The organism is Enterobacter quasiroggenkampii (genome assembly GCF_043972695.1).
GTDB classification, from domain to species: domain Bacteria; phylum Pseudomonadota; class Gammaproteobacteria; order Enterobacterales; family Enterobacteriaceae; genus Enterobacter; species Enterobacter quasiroggenkampii.
This window is the reverse complement of sequence record NZ_CP143745.1, coordinates 2,531,136-2,548,091: the sequence shown is the minus strand read 5'-3', so window position 1 is coordinate 2,548,091 and position 16,956 is coordinate 2,531,136. Positions and strand designations below refer to the sequence as shown.

The following is a 16,956-nucleotide window of genomic DNA, read 5'->3' as shown; positions in this document are numbered from 1 at the left end:
TCATCTGTAAAATCAGATAATTAGTTGTTTACTGGAATGACCGCGCCTTTGTACTTGGTGCGGATCCAGTCCTGAATCTCTTTCGAGTGCAGCACGTTCACCAGCGCGACGATGTCTTTCTTCTTCTCGTCACCGCGATGCACGGTGATAATGTTGGCATACGGATTGTTTTCACCGCTCTCAACCGCAATCGGGTCGTGAACCGGATCCAGACCGGCGTCAATCGCGTAGTTGGCGTTAATCACCACCGCATCGCCTTCGTTGTTGTTGTACATCTGCGGCAGCAGAGACGCTTCCACGTTAGGCGTGAACTTCAGCTTTTTCGGGTTCTCGACGATGTCGCTGATGCGCGCGGTCACTTTATCGATGCCCGGCTTCAGCTTGATCACGCCCTCTTTCTCGAAGATGGAAAGAATACGACCCTCTTCAGAAACCGCGTCACGCATGATGATCTTGCCACCTTCCGGCAGGTCTTTCAGCGACTTGTATTTTTTGGAGTAGATGCCGATTGGCTCAATGTGGATCGCGCCCGCACTGACAAAATCGTAGTCCTTATCGCCCGCATGATCTTTCAGCACGCTGTTCAGGTAAGGAATGTGCTGGAAATAGTTCGCATCGATGTCATGACCCGCCAGCGCGGTGTTCGGCAGAATGTAGTCCTGGAACGGTTTAATCTCCAGGTCGATACCCTGCTTCGCCAGAATCGGCTTTGCCTGCTCCAGAATTTCCGCATGCGGCGTATTGGATGCGCCCACGGTCAGGGTGTCGGCCCAGGAGGCGAAGCTCAGGGCGCTCAGGGTTGCAGCGGCGATCAGTGTCAGTGTCTTTTTCATGATGTGGTTCCTGTGTGTATTTATTAGCGTTTATCTAACAGTGAAGTAATGACATCGCCGCAGAACTGGATAATGAAAACGATGATCAGAATGGTCACCGTTGCCACCAGCGTGACGTCACCATGGTTGCGCTGGAATCCTTCCAGATAAGCCAGATTTCCCAAACCACCGGCGCCAATCACCCCCGCCATTGCGCTGTAGCTCACCAGCGCAATCAGCGTTACCGTAATACCCGATACCAGTGCAGGTGATGATTCCGGCAGTAAAACCCGAAATACGAGCGTGCTCAGTCGTGCGCCCATCGAACGCGTCGCTTCAATCACGCCTTTATCCACTTCACGCAGGGCGATTTCCACCAGGCGTGCGTAGAACGGTGCGGCCCCCACAATCAGGGCCGGCAGCGCCGCGTTGGCGCCAAGAATGGTGCCGACAACGGTCTTGGTGAACGGGATCAGCAGCACAATCAAAATGATGAACGGAATCGAGCGGAACACGTTCACCACAATCGAAATGACGCTATACACCGTGCGGTTGTGGAACAATCCGCCGCGCGCGGTTAAAAACAGCGCCAGACCCAGCACGATGCCTAATACAAAGGTCGCCACGCCGGAAAGCGCGGTCATGTACAGCGTCTCCAGCGTCGCCGCCCAGAGCTGATCCCACTTGAGATGCGGAAAGAGATTCTCAGCCATGTTTAATCACCTCGCCTTCAATATCGCTGTGCTGCAGGTCGGCGAGGATATTGTTCAGTTGTTCATCAGATGCCACGACGTGCACCCAGAGTTGACCAAACACGCCGTGTGCGGTTTGGGTCATTTTTCCGTGCAGGATGTTAAACGGCAGGCCGTAGCGCAGCGTCAGTTCGCCCACAATCGGTTTGTGCGTGCTGTACCCGGTAAAGGTCAGCCTGATAACCGTACCTTCCAGATCGTTTGCCAGTTCGGTATTGAAGGTTTCTTCTTCAGCGTACTGGCTCACCTGACGGACAAACTGCTGCGTAATCGGCTGCTGCGGATGGGTAAAGACGCTCAACACGTCGCCCTCTTCCACCACTTTACCGTTCTCCATCACTGCCACGCGGTCGCAGATTTTGCGCACCACGTGCATCTCGTGCGTGATCAGCACGATGGTCAGCTTGAACCTACGGTTAATATCCAGCAGCAGATCGAGGATCTGATCGGTGGTCTGCGGGTCAAGCGCGGAGGTGGCTTCATCGCAGAGCAGCACATCCGGGCGATTAGCCAGCGCACGCGCAATGCCCACGCGCTGCTTTTGCCCACCGCTCAGCTGTGACGGATAAGCATGCTCGCGACCTTTCAGGCCAACGAGTTCAATAAGCTCGGCTACGCGGGCCTTTATTTCGGCTTTTGGTACGCCAGCAATTTGCATCGAGAACGCAATATTCTCGCTGACCGTGCGCGACCACAGCAGGTTGAAGTGCTGAAACACCATGCTGATCTTCAGCCGCGCCTGGCGCAGTGCTTCACCTTTTGCGGCAGAAATGTTCTGCCCGTTGATGGTTACGCTGCCGCTGCTCGGTTTTTCCAGACCATTCAGCAGGCGGATAAGCGTACTTTTACCTGCGCCGCTGTAACCAATGATCCCGTATATCTGTCCCTGTGCTATCGTCAAATTGACATTATCAACGGCTGTGAGTGCCACCTTTCCGTTGTCAAAAACCTTCGAAATATTGCTCAGTACAATCATTCTTATTCGTTATCCGTGCCGCCCGTGGCGGTTTAGCAGTATGGATGTCCAAACGATAGTAAACAGGCGTTATCAGCTTTTAAATGAACAAAAAAGAATGTGTTATAACTTTCGGCAATAAACAGCGGATTTACCGGGTGCGAAGCATTTAAACCAATTTCAGCAATGATTATCTGCCGGATGCATATCCGCTGGCGGACGGGCGCAAAAAACGGTCATTTTTGCAGCATTTTATCCCGATATAGCCATCCTCACATCCAGACAACTTTACGTCTTGCTGTCCTTCCATCCAGAAATGGCATTTATATTCCTTTCTGTTCTAAACGGCAGTGAATGGTTCTTTATTGAGAAAATTTCATCGCCCTATCATCCCGTCATGACATCAAGAAAGGAAAACATCATGACGATTTATCACTCCGTCACCGAACTGATTGGTCGTACCCCGCTGATCCAGCTGCATAAGCTTGATACCGGTCCCTGCTCGCTGTTCCTGAAGCTGGAAAACCAAAATCCGGGCGGGTCGATTAAGGATCGCGTTGCGCTGTCGATGATTAACGAAGCAGAACGTACCGGCCAGCTGCAGCCAGGCGGCACAATTATTGAGGCCACGGCGGGCAATACCGGTCTCGGCCTGGCCCTGATCGCCGCCCAGAAAGGCTACTCGCTGATCCTGGTGGTGCCGGACAAAATGAGCCGCGAGAAGATTTTCCACCTGCGCGCGCTGGGTGCCCAGGTGGTGCTGACCCGCTCCGACGTCAACAAGGGCCATCCTGCCTATTACCAGGATTACGCCCAGCGTCTGGCGAACGAACTGCCCGGCGCGTTTTACATCGACCAGTTCAACAACGAAGCCAACCCGCTGGCGCACCGCACCACCACGGCGCCGGAACTGTATGAACAGCTTGACGGCAAAATCGACGCCATCGTGGTGGGCGTCGGCTCAGGCGGCACGCTGGGCGGCCTGCAGGCGTGGTTCGCCGAGCACTCTCCGCACACGGAATTTGTCCTGGCTGACCCGGCAGGATCCGTTCTCGCCGACCAGGTGGAAACCGGACGCTACCACGACGCGGGCTCCTGGCTGGTTGAGGGAATTGGCGAAGACTTTATTCCTCCGCTGGCCCACATTGAAGGGGTGAATCGCGCCTGGCGCATCACCGACCGCGAGGCCTTCACCACCGCGCGCGAGCTGCTGAAAACGGAGGGCATTCTGGCGGGCTCCTCCAGCGGCACGCTGCTGGCGGCCGCGCTGAAGTATTGCCAGGCGCAAACCACGCCGAAGCGGGTGGTGACCTTCGCCTGCGACAGCGGCAATAAATATCTCTCGAAGATGTTCAACGACGACTGGATGCGACAGCAGGGGCTCATCACGCGTCCGCAGGCTGGCGATCTCTCTGACTACATCGCCCTGCGCCACGATGAAGGCGCCACCGTCACCGCCGCCCCGGACGACACGCTCTCCACCGTCCTGGCGCGCATGCGTCTGTATGACATCTCCCAGCTGCCGGTGCTGGAGAACGGCAAGGTGGTGGGCATTATCGACGAGTGGGATCTTCTGCGGCATATCGGCGGCGACGGCGATCGCTTCGCGCTGCCGGTGACGGCAGCCATGACGCGTCAGGTCGAATTCCTTGATAAACACGCGCCGGAAAGCGCCCTGAACGCCATCTTCGACCGCGGCCTGGTGGCCGTCATTAATGACAACGACCGTTTTCTCGGTCTGATTACGCGCAGCGACGTTCTGACCGCATGGCGCAACCGTCTACAGCAATAAAGGAATCAATGATGAAAAATCTGGCCACCCTCAGCGTACACAGCGGCGAATTCAACGACCAGCACGGCGCCGTCATGCCGCCGATTTACGCCACCTCGACGTTTGCGCAACCCTCGCCCGGGGAGCATACCGGTTATGAGTACTCCCGCAGCGGCAACCCTACCCGCCATGCGCTGGAAACGGCGATTGCCGAACTGGAAGGCGGCACGCGCGGCTACGCTTTTGCCTCCGGTCTGGCGGCCATCTCCACGGTGCTCGAACTGCTGGATAAAGACAGCCATATTGTCGCCATTGATGACGTTTACGGTGGGACGTACCGCCTGATCGAAAATGTGCGCAAGCGCAGCACCGGGCTGCAGGTCAGTTGGGTTAAACCGGACGACCTGGCCGGGCTCGAGGCCGCCATTCGCCCGGATACCCGCATGGTATGGGTTGAAACGCCGACCAACCCGCTGCTGAAGCTGGCCGATCTGGCGGCCATCGCGGCAATCGCCCGTCGTCATAACGTCATCAGCGTGGCGGATAACACCTTCGCGTCGCCGGTGATCCACCGTCCGCTGGAGTCCGGTTTCGATATCGTGGTGCACTCTGCCACCAAATACCTTAACGGCCACTCTGACGTGGTGGCCGGGCTGGCGATTGTCGGGGACAACAAGGAACTGGCGGACAAGCTGGGCTATCTGCAAAACGCGGTGGGCGGCGTCCTGGATCCGTTCAGCAGCTTCCTGACACTGCGCGGTATTCGCACGCTTGCGCTGAGGGTCGAAAAGCACAGCACCAACGCGCTGGCGATTGCGCAATGGCTTGATCAGCATCCTCTGGTCGAAAAGGTATTCTATCCTGGCCTGGAATCACATCCACAGTACCAGCTGGCCCGCACGCAGATGGCGCTGCCCGGTGGCATGATTTCCGTCGTGGTAAAAGGCGATGCGCAACGCGCCACCGAGGTGATTCGCAACCTGAAGTTGTTCACTCTTGCGGAAAGTCTGGGCGGCGTGGAGAGTCTGGTAAGCCAGCCTTACAGTATGACGCACGCCTCGATTCCGCTGGAACAACGCCTGGCAAACGGCATTGTGCCGCAGCTGATCCGCCTGTCGGTGGGGATTGAAGATCCTAAAGACCTGATTGCGGACCTCAGCCAGGCGCTGCAAAAATAAGCAAACGGCGGCAGGTTACTCACCTGCCGCCACAAGTTGTCATCATGGCTTAACGCCTTGATAACAATATTATGTGAAACCGCATTGATTATTTCTGAAACACCGTTTCCATTTTCCTTTTATCTTAAAATCAGCGTATAATGCGCGCCAAATCCCTGGTGAATGGTTTCAGCGCTTGGAATACAAAAAACAACGTACAACTTCTCCTCTCCTTCGTTGGGCTGTCACTCAGGCACACTTTCTTCTGCACGCTCATTTGATGTCTCCTATCCTTAGTGCGTGTCATATACTCTTTTGCAACACAGGTTTGACTCCGCGGCGGTGCGCCCCCGGAGCGAGATTTCCATATCCTTCCCAACTTAAAGACTAAGACTGTCATGAAAAAGACGAAAATTGTTTGTACTATCGGCCCGAAAACCGAATCTGAAGAGATGCTGAGCAAAATGCTGGACGCCGGCATGAACGTGATGCGTCTGAACTTCTCCCACGGTGACTACGCAGAGCACGGCCAGCGCATCCAGAACTTGCGCAACGTGATGAGCAAGACCGGTAAAAAAGCGGCCATCCTGCTGGATACCAAAGGTCCAGAAATCCGTACCATCAAACTGGAAGGCGGTAACGACGTCTCTCTGAAAGCGGGCCAGACCTTCACCTTCACCACCGACAAATCCGTCGTCGGCAACAGCGAAATCGTTGCAGTGACCTACGAAGGCTTCACCAGCGATCTGTCCGTCGGTAACACCGTGCTGGTCGACGATGGCCTGATCGGTATGGAAGTCACCGCTATCGAAGGCAACAAAGTTATCTGTAAAGTGCTGAACAACGGCGACCTGGGCGAAAACAAAGGCGTTAACCTGCCGGGCGTCTCCATCGCGCTGCCAGCCCTGGCTGAAAAAGACAAACAGGACCTGATCTTCGGCTGCGAGCAAGGCGTTGACTTCGTCGCGGCCTCCTTCATCCGTAAGCGTTCCGACGTGGTTGAAATCCGTGAGCACCTGAAAGCGCACGGCGGCGAGAAGATCCAGATCATCTCCAAAATCGAAAACCAGGAAGGCCTGAACAACTTCGACGAAATCCTCGAAGCGTCTGACGGCATCATGGTTGCACGTGGCGACCTGGGCGTTGAAATCCCGGTTGAAGAAGTGATCTTCGCGCAGAAGATGATGATCGAGAAGTGTGTGCGCGCGCGTAAAGTGGTTATCACCGCAACGCAGATGCTGGACTCCATGATCAAAAACCCACGCCCAACCCGCGCTGAAGCTGGCGACGTGGCAAACGCCATCCTCGACGGTACTGATGCGGTTATGCTGTCCGGCGAATCCGCGAAAGGTAAATATCCGCTGGAAGCGGTCGGCATCATGGCGACCATCTGTGAACGTACTGACCGCGTGATGACCAGCCGTCTGGACTTCAATAACGACAGCCGCAAGCTGCGTATCACCGAAGCAGTATGCCGCGGTGCAGTAGAAACCGCTGAGAAACTGGAAGCCCCACTGATCGTGGTTGCCACTCAGGGCGGTAAATCTGCGCGCGCCGTGCGTAAATACTTCCCGGATGCGACCATCCTGGCCCTGACCACCAACGAAACCACCGCTCGTCAGTTGGTGCTGAGCAAAGGCGTCGTTGCGCATCTGGTTAAAGAGATCGCCTCTACTGACGATTTCTACATTCAGGGTAAAGCACTGGCTCTGGAAAGCGGTCTGGCACAGAAAGGTGACGTTGTGGTCATGGTTTCTGGCGCGCTGGTACCAAGCGGCACCACCAATACCGCATCTGTTCACGTGCTGTAATAATTCCCGAACGAATTAATTTGGATAAAAAGCGCCCGTCGGGCGCTTTTTTTATTCCTGGCATTAGCCAAAGTCATTCAAAATGCAAATCGGGTTTTTCTATTTAATTGCGAATTATCTAAGATGAATCCGATGATAAATGCCTTTTTTTCCTTAGATTTTTACCCGAAACCGGCTGATTCGATGCTTCTTTGAGCGAACGATCAAAAATAGGTGTATTCCCATCAAAAAAATATTCTCAACCCAAAAAACTTTGTGTAATACTTGTAACGCTACATGGAGATTAACTCAATCTAGAGGGTATTAATAATGAATCGTACTAAACTGGTACTGGGCGCGGTAATCCTGGGTTCTACTCTGCTGGCTGGTTGCTCCAGCAACGCTAAAATCGATCAGCTGTCTTCTGACGTTCAGACTCTGAACGCTAAAGTTGACCAGCTGAGCAACGACGTGAACGCAATCCGTTCCGACGTTCAGGCTGCTAAAGACGACGCAGCTCGCGCTAACCAGCGTCTGGACAACCAGGCTACTAAATACCGTAAGTAATAGTACCTGTTAATAAAATGGCGCACATTGTGCGCCATTTTTTTTGCCTGCGTCAAACGGCTACTGCGTCACCTTCTCCCCTTCATCTTCCGCTACCGCAGCAGATATCCGGCTGTTCTGTACCGACAACACGCTATTGCTGGCTGACGGGCCGCTACCGGCCGACACGATAACCGGGATCCCGGCGCGACGTGACAGCGCTTTATCAATTAGCGCCTTATCGCTTCCCGCCTGGGAAACAAAGGTCGCAAACTCGGCGGAATGGGTAATGGGCGAGACCTGTGGATTTTCCCCTTCTACCTGCGCCAGCGGACGGTGGACCTCAATATAGCGTTTACCATCCGGCTCAACGGAAAACTTCACGGGTTCATTAATAATCTGCACCCGGGTGCCCACCCGCACCTGTTCGAACAGGGCCTTAATGTCCGGGGCGTTCATCCGCATACAGCCAGAGCTGACCCGCAGGCCGACGCTGTCCGGCGCGCTGGTACCGTGGATAAGATATTCCCCATTCCCCACGCCTAAACGCAGCGCGAAGCGTCCCAGCGGGTTATTTGGCCCGGCAGGAACCACCGGAGGCAGTTTAATGCCCTGTTCCAGAGAGCGTGCTCTGATGCCCGGCGTGGGTGTCCAGGTCGGATTAGGGATTTTCTGGCTCACCCGCGTGGTCGTCACCGGCGTTTCCAGCCCCAGCTGACCAATGCCCAAGGGGAAAACCTGAACAATGTTTTGCCCCGGCGGGAAGTAGTAGAGCCGAAGCTCAGCGAGATTCACCACAATTCCCTCGCGGGGCGTATCCGGCAACAGCATTTGCGACGGAATGGTTATCACGGTTCCCGGCGCAGGATTTACCGGCGCAATGGTATTGTTGGTTTCCAGGATCACCTGCGCCGCCGTATTAAACCGACGGGCAATGGTCTGCAGCTTATTATCCCCTTCCTGTATCGTGTAGGTTTGATTTTGCCCAATCAGACGACTGCCTGCGGGCGGCAACGGATAGTCCATCGCACGGGCCGAATTAAGGGCACCGAGCGAACTGAGGAGTAATAGAGTAATGAGAGACGCGCGCTTCATGCTGAGATTCCTTATTCACTGACAGAACGCCAGAAAGCTGAAAAACCAGCGAGGCGGGAACCACCTCGCGAAACAGAATGAATGCAGTTCTGTAAGTCTAGCTAAGGATTGCAGCTTTGGCGCGGATGGCGCGAATCATCGCTTCCAGTCCCTGAGAACGGGACGGGGTGAGGTGTTGGGTTAAGGCCATTTTTTCAAACCACGGACGGACATCGAACGCGACGATATCCTGCGCCGACATCTGCTGGTAAAGGCTAAAGACGACGGCAATAAGCCCTTTTACAATGGCGGCATCGCTGTCGCCGCGCAATTCGATCGTGCCGTCATCAGACTGCGCCATCACAATCCACACCTGGCTCTGACAGCCCTGAATACTGTTCTCTGCGCTGTGCGCCTCTTCACCGAGCGGTGGTAAGCGTTGTCCCAGCTCAATGATATAGAGATACTTCTCTTCCCAGTTTGCGCAACGCGAGAAGTTGCGCAGTAATTTATCTTTGTCCGGCAGCTCTGCCATCTTTCGCCTCTCCGTTAGCCCAGCAACTGGTGAATGCGCTTAAGCCCCGCCACCAGCCTGTCGACCTCTTCCGTCGTGTTGTACATCACCAGCGATGCGCGGCACATTGCCGGTACCTGGTAAAACGCCATCAGCGGCATGGCACAGTGGTGCCCGGTACGGACCGCAACGCCGTAGTTATCGAGAAAACTGCCCACGTCATAGGCGTGGTGTTTACCGAGATTAAACGCAATCACCCCTTGCCGATCGGCAGGCCCGTAGAGGGTCAAATCCGGCACGCTGGCAAGTTCCGCCAGCGCGTAGTGCATCAGCAGCTGTTCGTACTCCTGAATGGCATCCAGGCCGATGGCAGAGACGTAGGAGACCGCCGCCCCCAGCCCGATAATCCCCCCGGTGTTGGGCGTGCCCGCCTCAAAACGCCACGGCGCGCGCGCGTAGGTCGTGCCTTCCGTCAGGCTGACGGTGGCGATCATCGACCCGCCCCCTTCCCACGGCGGCATCGCCTGCAGGATGTCTTCTTTCACATACAGCACGCCGATCCCGGTCGGCCCATAGAGCTTGTGGCCTGAAAAGACGTAGAAATCACAGTCCAGCGCCTGGACGTCAACCGCGTGGTGCATCACCGCCTGGGCACCGTCAATCAGGACCTTTGCGCCCGCCTGATGGGCCTTTTCGACGATCTCTGCCACCGGGTTTTCTGTCCCCAGCACGTTGGAGACCTGGGTAACCGCCACCAGCCGCGTACGATCATCCAGCAAGACGTCAAGCTGCTCAAGCTGAAGCGTCCCGTCCGCATTTAACGGGATCACCCGCAGCTGGGCGCCCACACGCTCGCAGAGCATCTGCCACGGCACGATATTGGCGTGGTGCTCCATCTGGGTGATGATGATGTTATCGCCCGCGTGAACCTGCGCGTTGCCCCAGCTGTTAGCGACAAGGTTAATCCCTTCGGTGGTCCCGCGAACAAAGACCAGTTCTTCCGGCGAGCGGGCGTTAAGGAAGGCGGCAAGCTGCGTGCGCACGTTTTCCATCCGCTGGGTCGCCTCGGCGCTCAGGGTATGAATACCGCGATGCACGGCGGCATAGCCGTGGCGATAGAACTCGGCTTCGGCATCCACCACCTGATTCGGCTTCTGCGCGCTGGCCGCGCTGTCCAGGTAGGCCAGCGGCAGACCGTTTACTTCACGGGTCAGAACCGGGAAATCTGCCCGTACTTTCTCGACGGGAAAACTCATGCTTCGCCTCCAGGCAGGCGCTGACCGATCCGATCCAGCACCTGCAGTTTTAACTGACCATCGTGCAGCGCTTCCGTCAGTTCGGCGGCAAACGCGTAGATAATCATTTTCTGCGCCGCCTGCTTGCCGATGCCGCGGGAGCGCAGGTAGAACATCTGCTCGTCGTCGATTCGCCCGACCGTCGCACCGTGGCTGCATTTGACGTCATCCGCGTAGATTTCCAGCTGCGGTTTGGTGTCCACCTCCGCCAGTCGCCCTAACAGAAGATTGTTGTTGGTCATCTGCCCGTCGGTTTTAATGGCGTGCTGCGCCACGTTAATCAGGCCGTTAAACACCGCACGCCCTTTATCACTGACAATGGTTTTGTGCAGCTGGCGGCTGTTGCAGTAGCCTTTGTTGTGCTCCAGCCACGTGCGCGTGTCACACACTTCCGATTTAACCGGCATCGCCAGGCTGTTGATGCGCAGCGTGGTGTTTTCCCCGTTAAGCTGCGTGCTGGTGTTGTGGCGCAGCACCGCCCCGCCGAGCAGGAAGCTGTGGCTGTACGCGGCGGCATCCTGTCCCAGGACAATGTCGTTATGGGCAAAGTGATGGCTCTGCGCATTCTCAAACGCCAGCTTGATGTGGTGTAGCTGGGCATTCGCCGCCACGTTCATCGTCAGACGCGACCCGGTAAAGTGACGCGTCTCATTGAGACTGACGTAATGTTCGATGACCGTGGCCTCCGCGCCCTCCGCCAGCTCAAGATGGTGACGATAGTGCGCGGTATTGATTTCATCGCCGTCCAGACCCTGAGTGATATGCATCAGCAGCAGCGGCTTTGACGGACGCTGGTTACGCTTCACGGCGATATGCGTCACGCTGCGGGCCAGGCTCTCGGTCAGGTGCAGGAAAACCTCGGGCTGAACCGGGGCGCTCAGGCGCTGGCGATCGTCGTTTATCTCAATCTCAAAGCCGCTCTCCTGGAGCGTGTCGCTCAGTTCTGGACGGAACTGGCCATCGACAAACACCAGGCGCACGGCATCGACACGCAAGGCCAACGCGTCGCGCTGCGCTGGGGTGAGATCCGCCAGACGGGTAACAAACTCGGCGTTCAGCAGGCCATCGAGCGGGGTATATTTCCAGTTCTCATGCTTACGCGTCGGCAGGCCAAGACGCAGCATCTGCTGCAGATGCTGCTGCGCCTGCGCCGAGCGCGTGCCGCCCTGGGCTTCAAACAGCCGGTGCCACTGCTGGAGCGCATTACTGCTGTTCGGTAAGCCAGCCATAACCCTGCTCCTCCAGTTGTTTAACCAGCGTAAAATCACCGGATTTCACAATGCGCCCCTGGTAAAGCACGTGGACGTAATCCGGCTTGATGTAGTCCAGAATGCGCTGGTAGTGGGTGACGATAATAAACGAGCGATTGCCGTCGCGCAGGGCGTTGACGCCGTCAGCGACAATCTTCAGGGCGTCGATATCCAGACCGGAATCGGTCTCATCCAGAATGCACAGCTCGGGCTCGAGTACCGCCATCTGCAGAATGTCGTTACGCTTTTTCTCGCCGCCGGAAAAACCGACGTTCACCGAGCGGGTCAGCAGATCTTCCGGCATTTTCAGCAGCCTGATCTTCTCTTCCATCAGATCCTGGAAGTCGAAGCGGTCCAGCGCCTCCAGCCCGCGATACTTGCGCACCGCATTCAGCGCCGTTTGCAGGAAGAACTGGTTGCTGACGCCGGGAATTTCGACCGGATACTGGAAGGCCATAAAAATGCCCTCTCCCGCACGATCTTCCGGCGACATCTCCAGCAGATCTTTGCCGTTAAACTCGACCGAGCCGTGGGTCACCTCATAATCTTCGCGCCCGGCCAGCGTCGCAGAAAGCGTACTTTTCCCGGAACCGTTCGGCCCCATGATGGCGTGGACTTCGCCCGGCTTAACGTCAAAATTGAGGCCACGCAGGATGGCTTTATCTTCTACGCTGACCTGTAAATCTTTAATGCTTAACATGTGCTTTCCTTAACCGACGCTGTGTTCAAGACTTATGGCGAGGAGTTTCTGGGCTTCAACGGCAAATTCCAGCGGCAGTTCAGAGAACACGTCCTTACAGAAGCCGTTGACAATCATCGAGATGGCGTCTTCTTCGCTAATCCCGCGCTGCAGGCAGTAGAAGAGCTGATCTTCCCCAATCCGTGACGTGGTCGCCTCGTGCTCCAGCTGGGCCGTGTTATTGCGGCATTCGACGTACGGGAAGGTATGTGCGCCGCAGTCTGCGCCAATCAGCATCGAGTCACACTGGGTAAAGTTTCGCGCATTGGTGGCCGTCGGCATGATTTTCACCAGCCCGCGATAGCTGTTCTGGCTGTGTCCGGCGGAGATACCTTTCGAGATAATGGTCGATTTGGTGTTTTTACCAATGTGGATCATCTTGGTGCCGGTATCGGCCTGCTGATGGCCGCTGGTGAGCGCCACCGAGTAGAACTCGCCGATGGAGTTATCCCCCCGCAGGATGCAGCTCGGGTATTTCCAGGTGATGGCCGAACCGGTTTCGGACTGGGTCCACGACATTTTGCTGTTTTCCCCTTCGCACAGCGCACGCTTGGTTACGAAGTTCAGGATACCGCCAGTATTGCCGTCGCCCGGGAACCAGTTTTGCACCGTCGAGTATTTCACCTCGGCGTCTTTATGGATAATGACCTCCACCACCGCCGCGTGCAGCTGATAGCTGTCGCGGACCGGGGCAGAGCACCCTTCGATGTAGCTGACGTAGCTCCCCTCATCGGCCACCAGAATGGTACGTTCGAACTGGCCGGTTTTTTCGGCATTAATACGGAAATAGGTGGAAAGCTCCATCGGACAGCGCACGCCTTTCGGCACGTAAATAAAGGTACCGTCCGAGGCCACCGCCGCGTTAAGCGCCGCAAAGAAGTTATCGTTTGAAGGCACTACGGTCCCGATGTACTTTTTCACCAGTTCCGGATGATCGTGAATCGCTTCGCCGAAGGAGCAGAAAATGATCCCCTGCTCTGCCAGCTTCTCGCGATAGGTGGTGGCCACCGAGACCGAGTCAAAGATAGCGTCCACCGCCACCTCTTTCCCTTCGCGCACCGGTACGCCCAGTTGGTTAAAGGCTTCTTCCACCTCTTTGCTGAGGAAACTGTTCTCCGCGCCGGTTTGCTGCACCGCGCCGGGCTGCGAGGCGCAGGTGTCATCACAGCTGCCGCAGGACGGCGCGGAGTAGTAGCTGTAATCCTGGTAGTTCAGCTTGTCATAATGCGCTTTCAGCCAGTGCGGCTCTTCCATCTCCAGCCAGGCGCGGTAGGCACTCAGGCGAAACTCCAGCATCCACTCGGGCTCGTTACGTTTCGCCGAAATCGCCCGCACGACATCCTCGTTGATGCCTTTTGCCAGCTCATCGGTCTGCAGCTGGGTGAAGAACCCCTCTTTATAGTTGAGGTGCCCGCCGCTCCAGGTATTTACTTCACTCGTTGCTTCAGTATTACGAGACATAGTTCCGCCTATACCCCAAAGCTTTCGCCGCAGCCGCATTCGTTCTGGGCTTTCGGGTTATGAAATTTGAATAACTGATTTAAGCCTTCGCGGACGTAATCCACTTCGGTGCCATCGATAAAGGGCATGGCCTGCAGCGCGACGTACAATTTTGCGCCGTCGGTCTCGAACACAAGGTCATCTTTCTCGGGTTCGGTGACGGTATCAAGCACGTAACCGAAACCTGCGCAGCCGGTCTGTTTGACACCTAAACGCACACCAAGGATCTCGGGCTTTTTCGCCACCAGCTCGTGAATATGTGCCGCCGCCGCTGGCGTGAGCGTTAACCCGCGCCAGGCGAAATCGGCAGGATTAAAGGTTTCTGAATGCAGTTCCATAGGTCCACCTCATCTGATAAGCCATCAGGGCATAACACCATGTTAGTGATAACGATTATCACTTCAACCCTCTGTCAGCAGGGGCATTCGGCTAAACCGCCCTTTTTGCCTACTTTTATTAAGCATAGACCCTGTGGCAGGATGCAGGCAGGATGGATTTAATTGTTCAATGCTTTGATTAATAATGCATTTCGTCGTGGGGTTTGTGGCGGAGAGGTGAAAAGTAAAATATGCATCGGAAATGCCTATTTTTGAGATAGCCTTTGCAAGGAAAGTGACAAAAACAAAAAAAGGCCCTCAAGGCCTCTTACACTCAATGATGGAATGAGACAGCAAAACCCTGCTCACGCCAGTGGTCGAGCTGTTCCTGCTGTCGAGGCGTTGGCGATTTCCCCGTCCAGACGAAGATTTTCTGCCCCGGGAAAAGCTCGGGACGCGGCGAATCAATCGGTTCTGCCAGGACATCAATGTGCCAGCCCTTCTGCGATAAGCGCGCGGCTTCAAGCCACAGATGGGTGCGGTCATCACACTCCCAGCCAATCAGAAGCGCATCTTTACCGGCTTTTTTGCGAGACTCCGCCAGGCTTGCGATCGCGAATTCGATCAGGACCCCGTCAAACAGGCTCGCCATGTGACGCACGGTATTTTGGTCCTGGTTCATCCGCTGACGGACGGGAGAAATAATATTGTCAATCAGGGCATCTATCGGGTGATCGCGGCGGAACTCACCGACTTTGGCGCGCAGCTTTGCCGGGCTGGCATAGCGCAGAACGGTCATCATCTCTTCCTGGAACGAGACCCAGTTACCCTGAGTCAGAACTTCCTTGTTTTCCAGCAAGGCTTTTACTTTCCCGACCGAAACGCCGCTCTTCATCAGGCGTTTGATCTCTTCGATACGCAGGATATCTTCATCGTCAAACTGACGATGACCCCCTTCGCTGCGCTGCGGCTTCAACAATCCATAACGGCGCTGCCAGGCACGCAGCGTAACGGGGTTGATACCGCATCGTTCGGCCACTTCGCCGATACTGTAATAGGCCATTAACTCCCTCACGCTCAGAACTTCCATACCTAACTGCACCAACCTTATCAGATTGTACACACCATTTGTATAACTAAGACCGCATTTTGAAAGGGTGAATGGCTTACGACGCCATTCACCTGTTAATACATTGTTGTATAAAATTTACCGTTCGTACAGTTACGTCTGTCCGATTGTGTACAGCTTTATCACAATTCGAACTTTTTCTCCGGCCACGCAATGGCTGGAATCCCGCCGTGCCGGGGGCTGGCAAAAAGATGCCCCTGGAACTGGGAAATCCCCGCAGATTCCAGCCACATCCACTCTTCAGCCTTCTCTACTCCCACCGCGCAGAACTGGATTTCAAGCGAGGAACAGCATTTGATGATGGCCTGAATAATGGCCTGTCGGGGGCCACTTTTATGCACGTTCGCGACCAAATCACGATTAATCTTAATTCTGTCAGGCTGGAAGTGGGCCAGTAGCTGCAGCCCGGCAAAACCGGCACCAAAGTGATCGATCGTCACGCTGATACCCGCGCTTTTTAACTGCCTGACCGAATCCGTGAACTCATCAAAACGGGAAATGGCTTCGCTCTCGGTGAACTCCACCACGATTTGCTCAGGTACAAAACCGTTTGCTTCGATCGCGGTGAGCAGAAAATCCACGGCGTTGGGAATGTTAACCAGCGTCATAGGCAGCAGGTTAAGGGATAACGTCTGGTCCTGTAACCCCAGCGCGCTGGCCATGGAGAGCGCCACCTGCTTGCTTTGCAAATCAGACGCGTACACTTCCTCATGCGGAAGGCTGGCGAAATAAGCCCCCGGCGAGTCGCCGGACGGGGTGCGGAGAAGCGCCTCCCAGGAGACAACCTGCTGCATAAATGGATCGACTATCGGCTGGAACGCGAAGCTGCAATCCGCCCCCTTCGCGACCACCTCAGGTTGCGCGGACAAGCGCGTTTCTTCGCGAACGAATTCCCATGAGTCCGCAGGCGGCAGTTCAAAATAGTTCGCTTTTTCCGTGGCCTCGACAAAGGTGCGGAAAAACTGCAGAGGGCGGTCGTTATACGTCAACTGGTAGCGTGTCGTCCCCTTATTGAGCACCTGCTGCAGTACTTCGTCCCTGTCGAAGTGGCGCAAATCAAAAAGCTCCATACCCACGTTGCCAAAACGCCGGACAGGCCCGTGATCGCGCATTAACTCGACCACGTTATGGTGGCGCGGGTCGTTGCAGATCTGCTCATAGATAGCCGAAACGTGCTCAACCGGCCCTTCCAGCAGTTGAAAAAAATGTGTGCCGTTAAACAGCAAGATCCCCGTGACATTGGATTGCCGATTTTTACGATTTGCAGCAGCGACCATTGCTTCCAGCGCTTTCACTGGAACGTCCTCGCAGATATGACTGCGGTAAATGATGGTTGTGAGCATGCTATTCCTGGG

16 protein-coding genes are annotated in these 16,956 nt (G+C 55.6%); 4 read left to right on the top strand and 12 right to left on the bottom strand.

What is annotated here, in order from left to right; translation table 11 throughout:
* Positions 1-20 precede the first annotated feature (20 nt).
* From V1572_RS12180 to V1572_RS12170, 3 genes are read right to left on the bottom strand one after another with little or no spacing between them, the layout of a single operon-like run.
* Entirely contained in the window at positions 21-833 is an 813-nt protein-coding gene (locus tag V1572_RS12180) for a MetQ/NlpA family ABC transporter substrate-binding protein (protein ID WP_008500616.1), read from the bottom strand.
* 23 nt (positions 834-856) lie between these two features.
* Positions 857-1,525, bottom strand: a complete 669-nt coding sequence (locus tag V1572_RS12175) for a methionine ABC transporter permease (protein ID WP_008500617.1) — start codon at positions 1,523-1,525, stop codon at positions 857-859.
* Positions 1,518-2,540, bottom strand: coding sequence for a methionine ABC transporter ATP-binding protein (locus V1572_RS12170; protein WP_048222736.1), 1,023 nt, complete (start codon positions 2,538-2,540; stop codon positions 1,518-1,520). Before V1572_RS12170 ends, V1572_RS12175 begins: the two co-directional genes overlap by 8 nt.
* Positions 2,541-2,940: 400 nt before the next feature.
* Between V1572_RS12170 and V1572_RS12165 the strand changes: the two genes are divergently transcribed.
* The 4 genes from V1572_RS12165 (at position 2,941) to lpp (ending at position 7,804) form a co-directional block, all read left to right on the top strand.
* The gene (locus V1572_RS12165; RefSeq protein WP_024909384.1) at positions 2,941-4,311 is read left to right on the top strand and encodes a cystathionine beta-synthase; all 1,371 of its coding nucleotides are present in this window, start codon (positions 2,941-2,943) and stop codon (positions 4,309-4,311) included.
* Positions 4,312-4,322: 11 nt separating this feature from the next.
* A complete protein-coding gene (locus V1572_RS12160) occupies positions 4,323-5,468 on the top strand; it encodes a trans-sulfuration enzyme family protein (protein ID WP_395299989.1) in 1,146 nt (381 codons plus the stop codon).
* Between the two features lie 377 nt (positions 5,469-5,845).
* Entirely contained in the window at positions 5,846-7,258 is a 1,413-nt protein-coding gene (gene pykF / locus V1572_RS12155; protein ID WP_045284943.1) for a pyruvate kinase PykF, read from the top strand.
* Positions 7,259-7,567: 309 nt separating this feature from the next.
* A complete protein-coding gene (gene lpp, locus V1572_RS12150) occupies positions 7,568-7,804 on the top strand; it encodes a murein lipoprotein Lpp (RefSeq protein ID WP_010430241.1) in 237 nt (78 codons plus the stop codon).
* Between the two features lie 60 nt (positions 7,805-7,864).
* On the opposite strand, the gene V1572_RS12145 is transcribed toward lpp, so the two are convergent.
* From V1572_RS12145 to V1572_RS12105, 9 genes are all read right to left on the bottom strand, one after another.
* Positions 7,865-8,878 carry a L,D-transpeptidase family protein gene (locus V1572_RS12145; protein ID WP_126534380.1) on the bottom strand — a complete coding sequence of 338 codons (1,014 nt, stop codon included), beginning with the start codon at positions 8,876-8,878 and terminating at the stop codon, positions 7,865-7,867.
* 97 nt (positions 8,879-8,975) lie between these two features.
* Positions 8,976-9,392, bottom strand: a complete 417-nt coding sequence (gene sufE, locus V1572_RS12140) for a cysteine desulfuration protein SufE (protein ID WP_104948772.1) — start codon at positions 9,390-9,392, stop codon at positions 8,976-8,978.
* Positions 9,393-9,406: 14 nt separating this feature from the next.
* Positions 9,407-10,627, bottom strand: coding sequence for a cysteine desulfurase SufS (gene sufS, locus V1572_RS12135; RefSeq protein ID WP_111966839.1), 1,221 nt, complete (start codon positions 10,625-10,627; stop codon positions 9,407-9,409).
* Entirely contained in the window at positions 10,624-11,895 is a 1,272-nt protein-coding gene (gene sufD / locus V1572_RS12130; RefSeq protein WP_262796128.1) for a Fe-S cluster assembly protein SufD, read from the bottom strand. The genes sufS and sufD overlap by 4 nt, the downstream gene beginning before the upstream one ends.
* Positions 11,870-12,616, bottom strand: a complete 747-nt coding sequence (gene sufC, locus V1572_RS12125) for a Fe-S cluster assembly ATPase SufC (RefSeq protein ID WP_048027583.1) — start codon at positions 12,614-12,616, stop codon at positions 11,870-11,872. The genes sufD and sufC overlap by 26 nt, the downstream gene beginning before the upstream one ends.
* A gap of 9 nt (positions 12,617-12,625) precedes the next feature.
* Positions 12,626-14,116 carry a Fe-S cluster assembly protein SufB gene (gene sufB, locus V1572_RS12120; RefSeq protein WP_021241107.1) on the bottom strand — a complete coding sequence of 497 codons (1,491 nt, stop codon included), beginning with the start codon at positions 14,114-14,116 and terminating at the stop codon, positions 12,626-12,628.
* A gap of 8 nt (positions 14,117-14,124) precedes the next feature.
* The gene (sufA, locus tag V1572_RS12115; RefSeq protein ID WP_008500631.1) at positions 14,125-14,493 is read right to left on the bottom strand and encodes a Fe-S cluster assembly scaffold SufA; all 369 of its coding nucleotides are present in this window, start codon (positions 14,491-14,493) and stop codon (positions 14,125-14,127) included.
* A gap of 313 nt (positions 14,494-14,806) precedes the next feature.
* The gene (locus V1572_RS12110; protein WP_039266180.1) at positions 14,807-15,535 is read right to left on the bottom strand and encodes a MerR family transcriptional regulator; all 729 of its coding nucleotides are present in this window, start codon (positions 15,533-15,535) and stop codon (positions 14,807-14,809) included.
* 188 nt (positions 15,536-15,723) lie between these two features.
* Positions 15,724-16,944, bottom strand: a complete 1,221-nt coding sequence (locus V1572_RS12105) for a diguanylate phosphodiesterase (RefSeq protein ID WP_045910304.1) — start codon at positions 16,942-16,944, stop codon at positions 15,724-15,726.
* Positions 16,945-16,956 lie beyond the last annotated feature (12 nt).

Bases quoted from the DNA above. Each gene is read 5' to 3' on its own strand.
- V1572_RS12165 (WP_024909384.1), top strand. From the start codon at position 2,941: ATGACGATTTATCACTCCGTCACCGAACTGATTGGTCGTACCCCGCTG.
- V1572_RS12170 (WP_048222736.1), bottom strand. From the start codon at position 2,540: ATGATTGTACTGAGCAATATTTCGAAGGTTTTTGACAACGGAAAGGTG.
- V1572_RS12180 (WP_008500616.1), bottom strand. From the start codon at position 833: ATGAAAAAGACACTGACACTGATCGCCGCTGCAACCCTGAGCGCCCTG.
- V1572_RS12175 (WP_008500617.1), bottom strand. From the start codon at position 1,525: ATGGCTGAGAATCTCTTTCCGCATCTCAAGTGGGATCAGCTCTGGGCG.
- sufE (WP_104948772.1), bottom strand. From the start codon at position 9,392: ATGGCAGAGCTGCCGGACAAAGATAAATTACTGCGCAACTTCTCGCGT.
- sufC (WP_048027583.1), bottom strand. From the start codon at position 12,616: ATGTTAAGCATTAAAGATTTACAGGTCAGCGTAGAAGATAAAGCCATC.
- V1572_RS12160 (WP_395299989.1), top strand. From the start codon at position 4,323: ATGAAAAATCTGGCCACCCTCAGCGTACACAGCGGCGAATTCAACGAC.
- lpp (WP_010430241.1), top strand. From the start codon at position 7,568: ATGAATCGTACTAAACTGGTACTGGGCGCGGTAATCCTGGGTTCTACT.
- sufA (WP_008500631.1), bottom strand. From the start codon at position 14,493: ATGGAACTGCATTCAGAAACCTTTAATCCTGCCGATTTCGCCTGGCGC.
- sufB (WP_021241107.1), bottom strand. From the start codon at position 14,116: ATGTCTCGTAATACTGAAGCAACGAGTGAAGTAAATACCTGGAGCGGC.
- V1572_RS12145 (WP_126534380.1), bottom strand. From the start codon at position 8,878: ATGAAGCGCGCGTCTCTCATTACTCTATTACTCCTCAGTTCGCTCGGT.
- sufD (WP_262796128.1), bottom strand. From the start codon at position 11,895: ATGGCTGGCTTACCGAACAGCAGTAATGCGCTCCAGCAGTGGCACCGG.
- sufS (WP_111966839.1), bottom strand. From the start codon at position 10,627: ATGAGTTTTCCCGTCGAGAAAGTACGGGCAGATTTCCCGGTTCTGACC.
- pykF (WP_045284943.1), top strand. From the start codon at position 5,846: ATGAAAAAGACGAAAATTGTTTGTACTATCGGCCCGAAAACCGAATCT.
- V1572_RS12105 (WP_045910304.1), bottom strand. From the start codon at position 16,944: ATGCTCACAACCATCATTTACCGCAGTCATATCTGCGAGGACGTTCCA.
- V1572_RS12110 (WP_039266180.1), bottom strand. From the start codon at position 15,535: ATGGCCTATTACAGTATCGGCGAAGTGGCCGAACGATGCGGTATCAAC.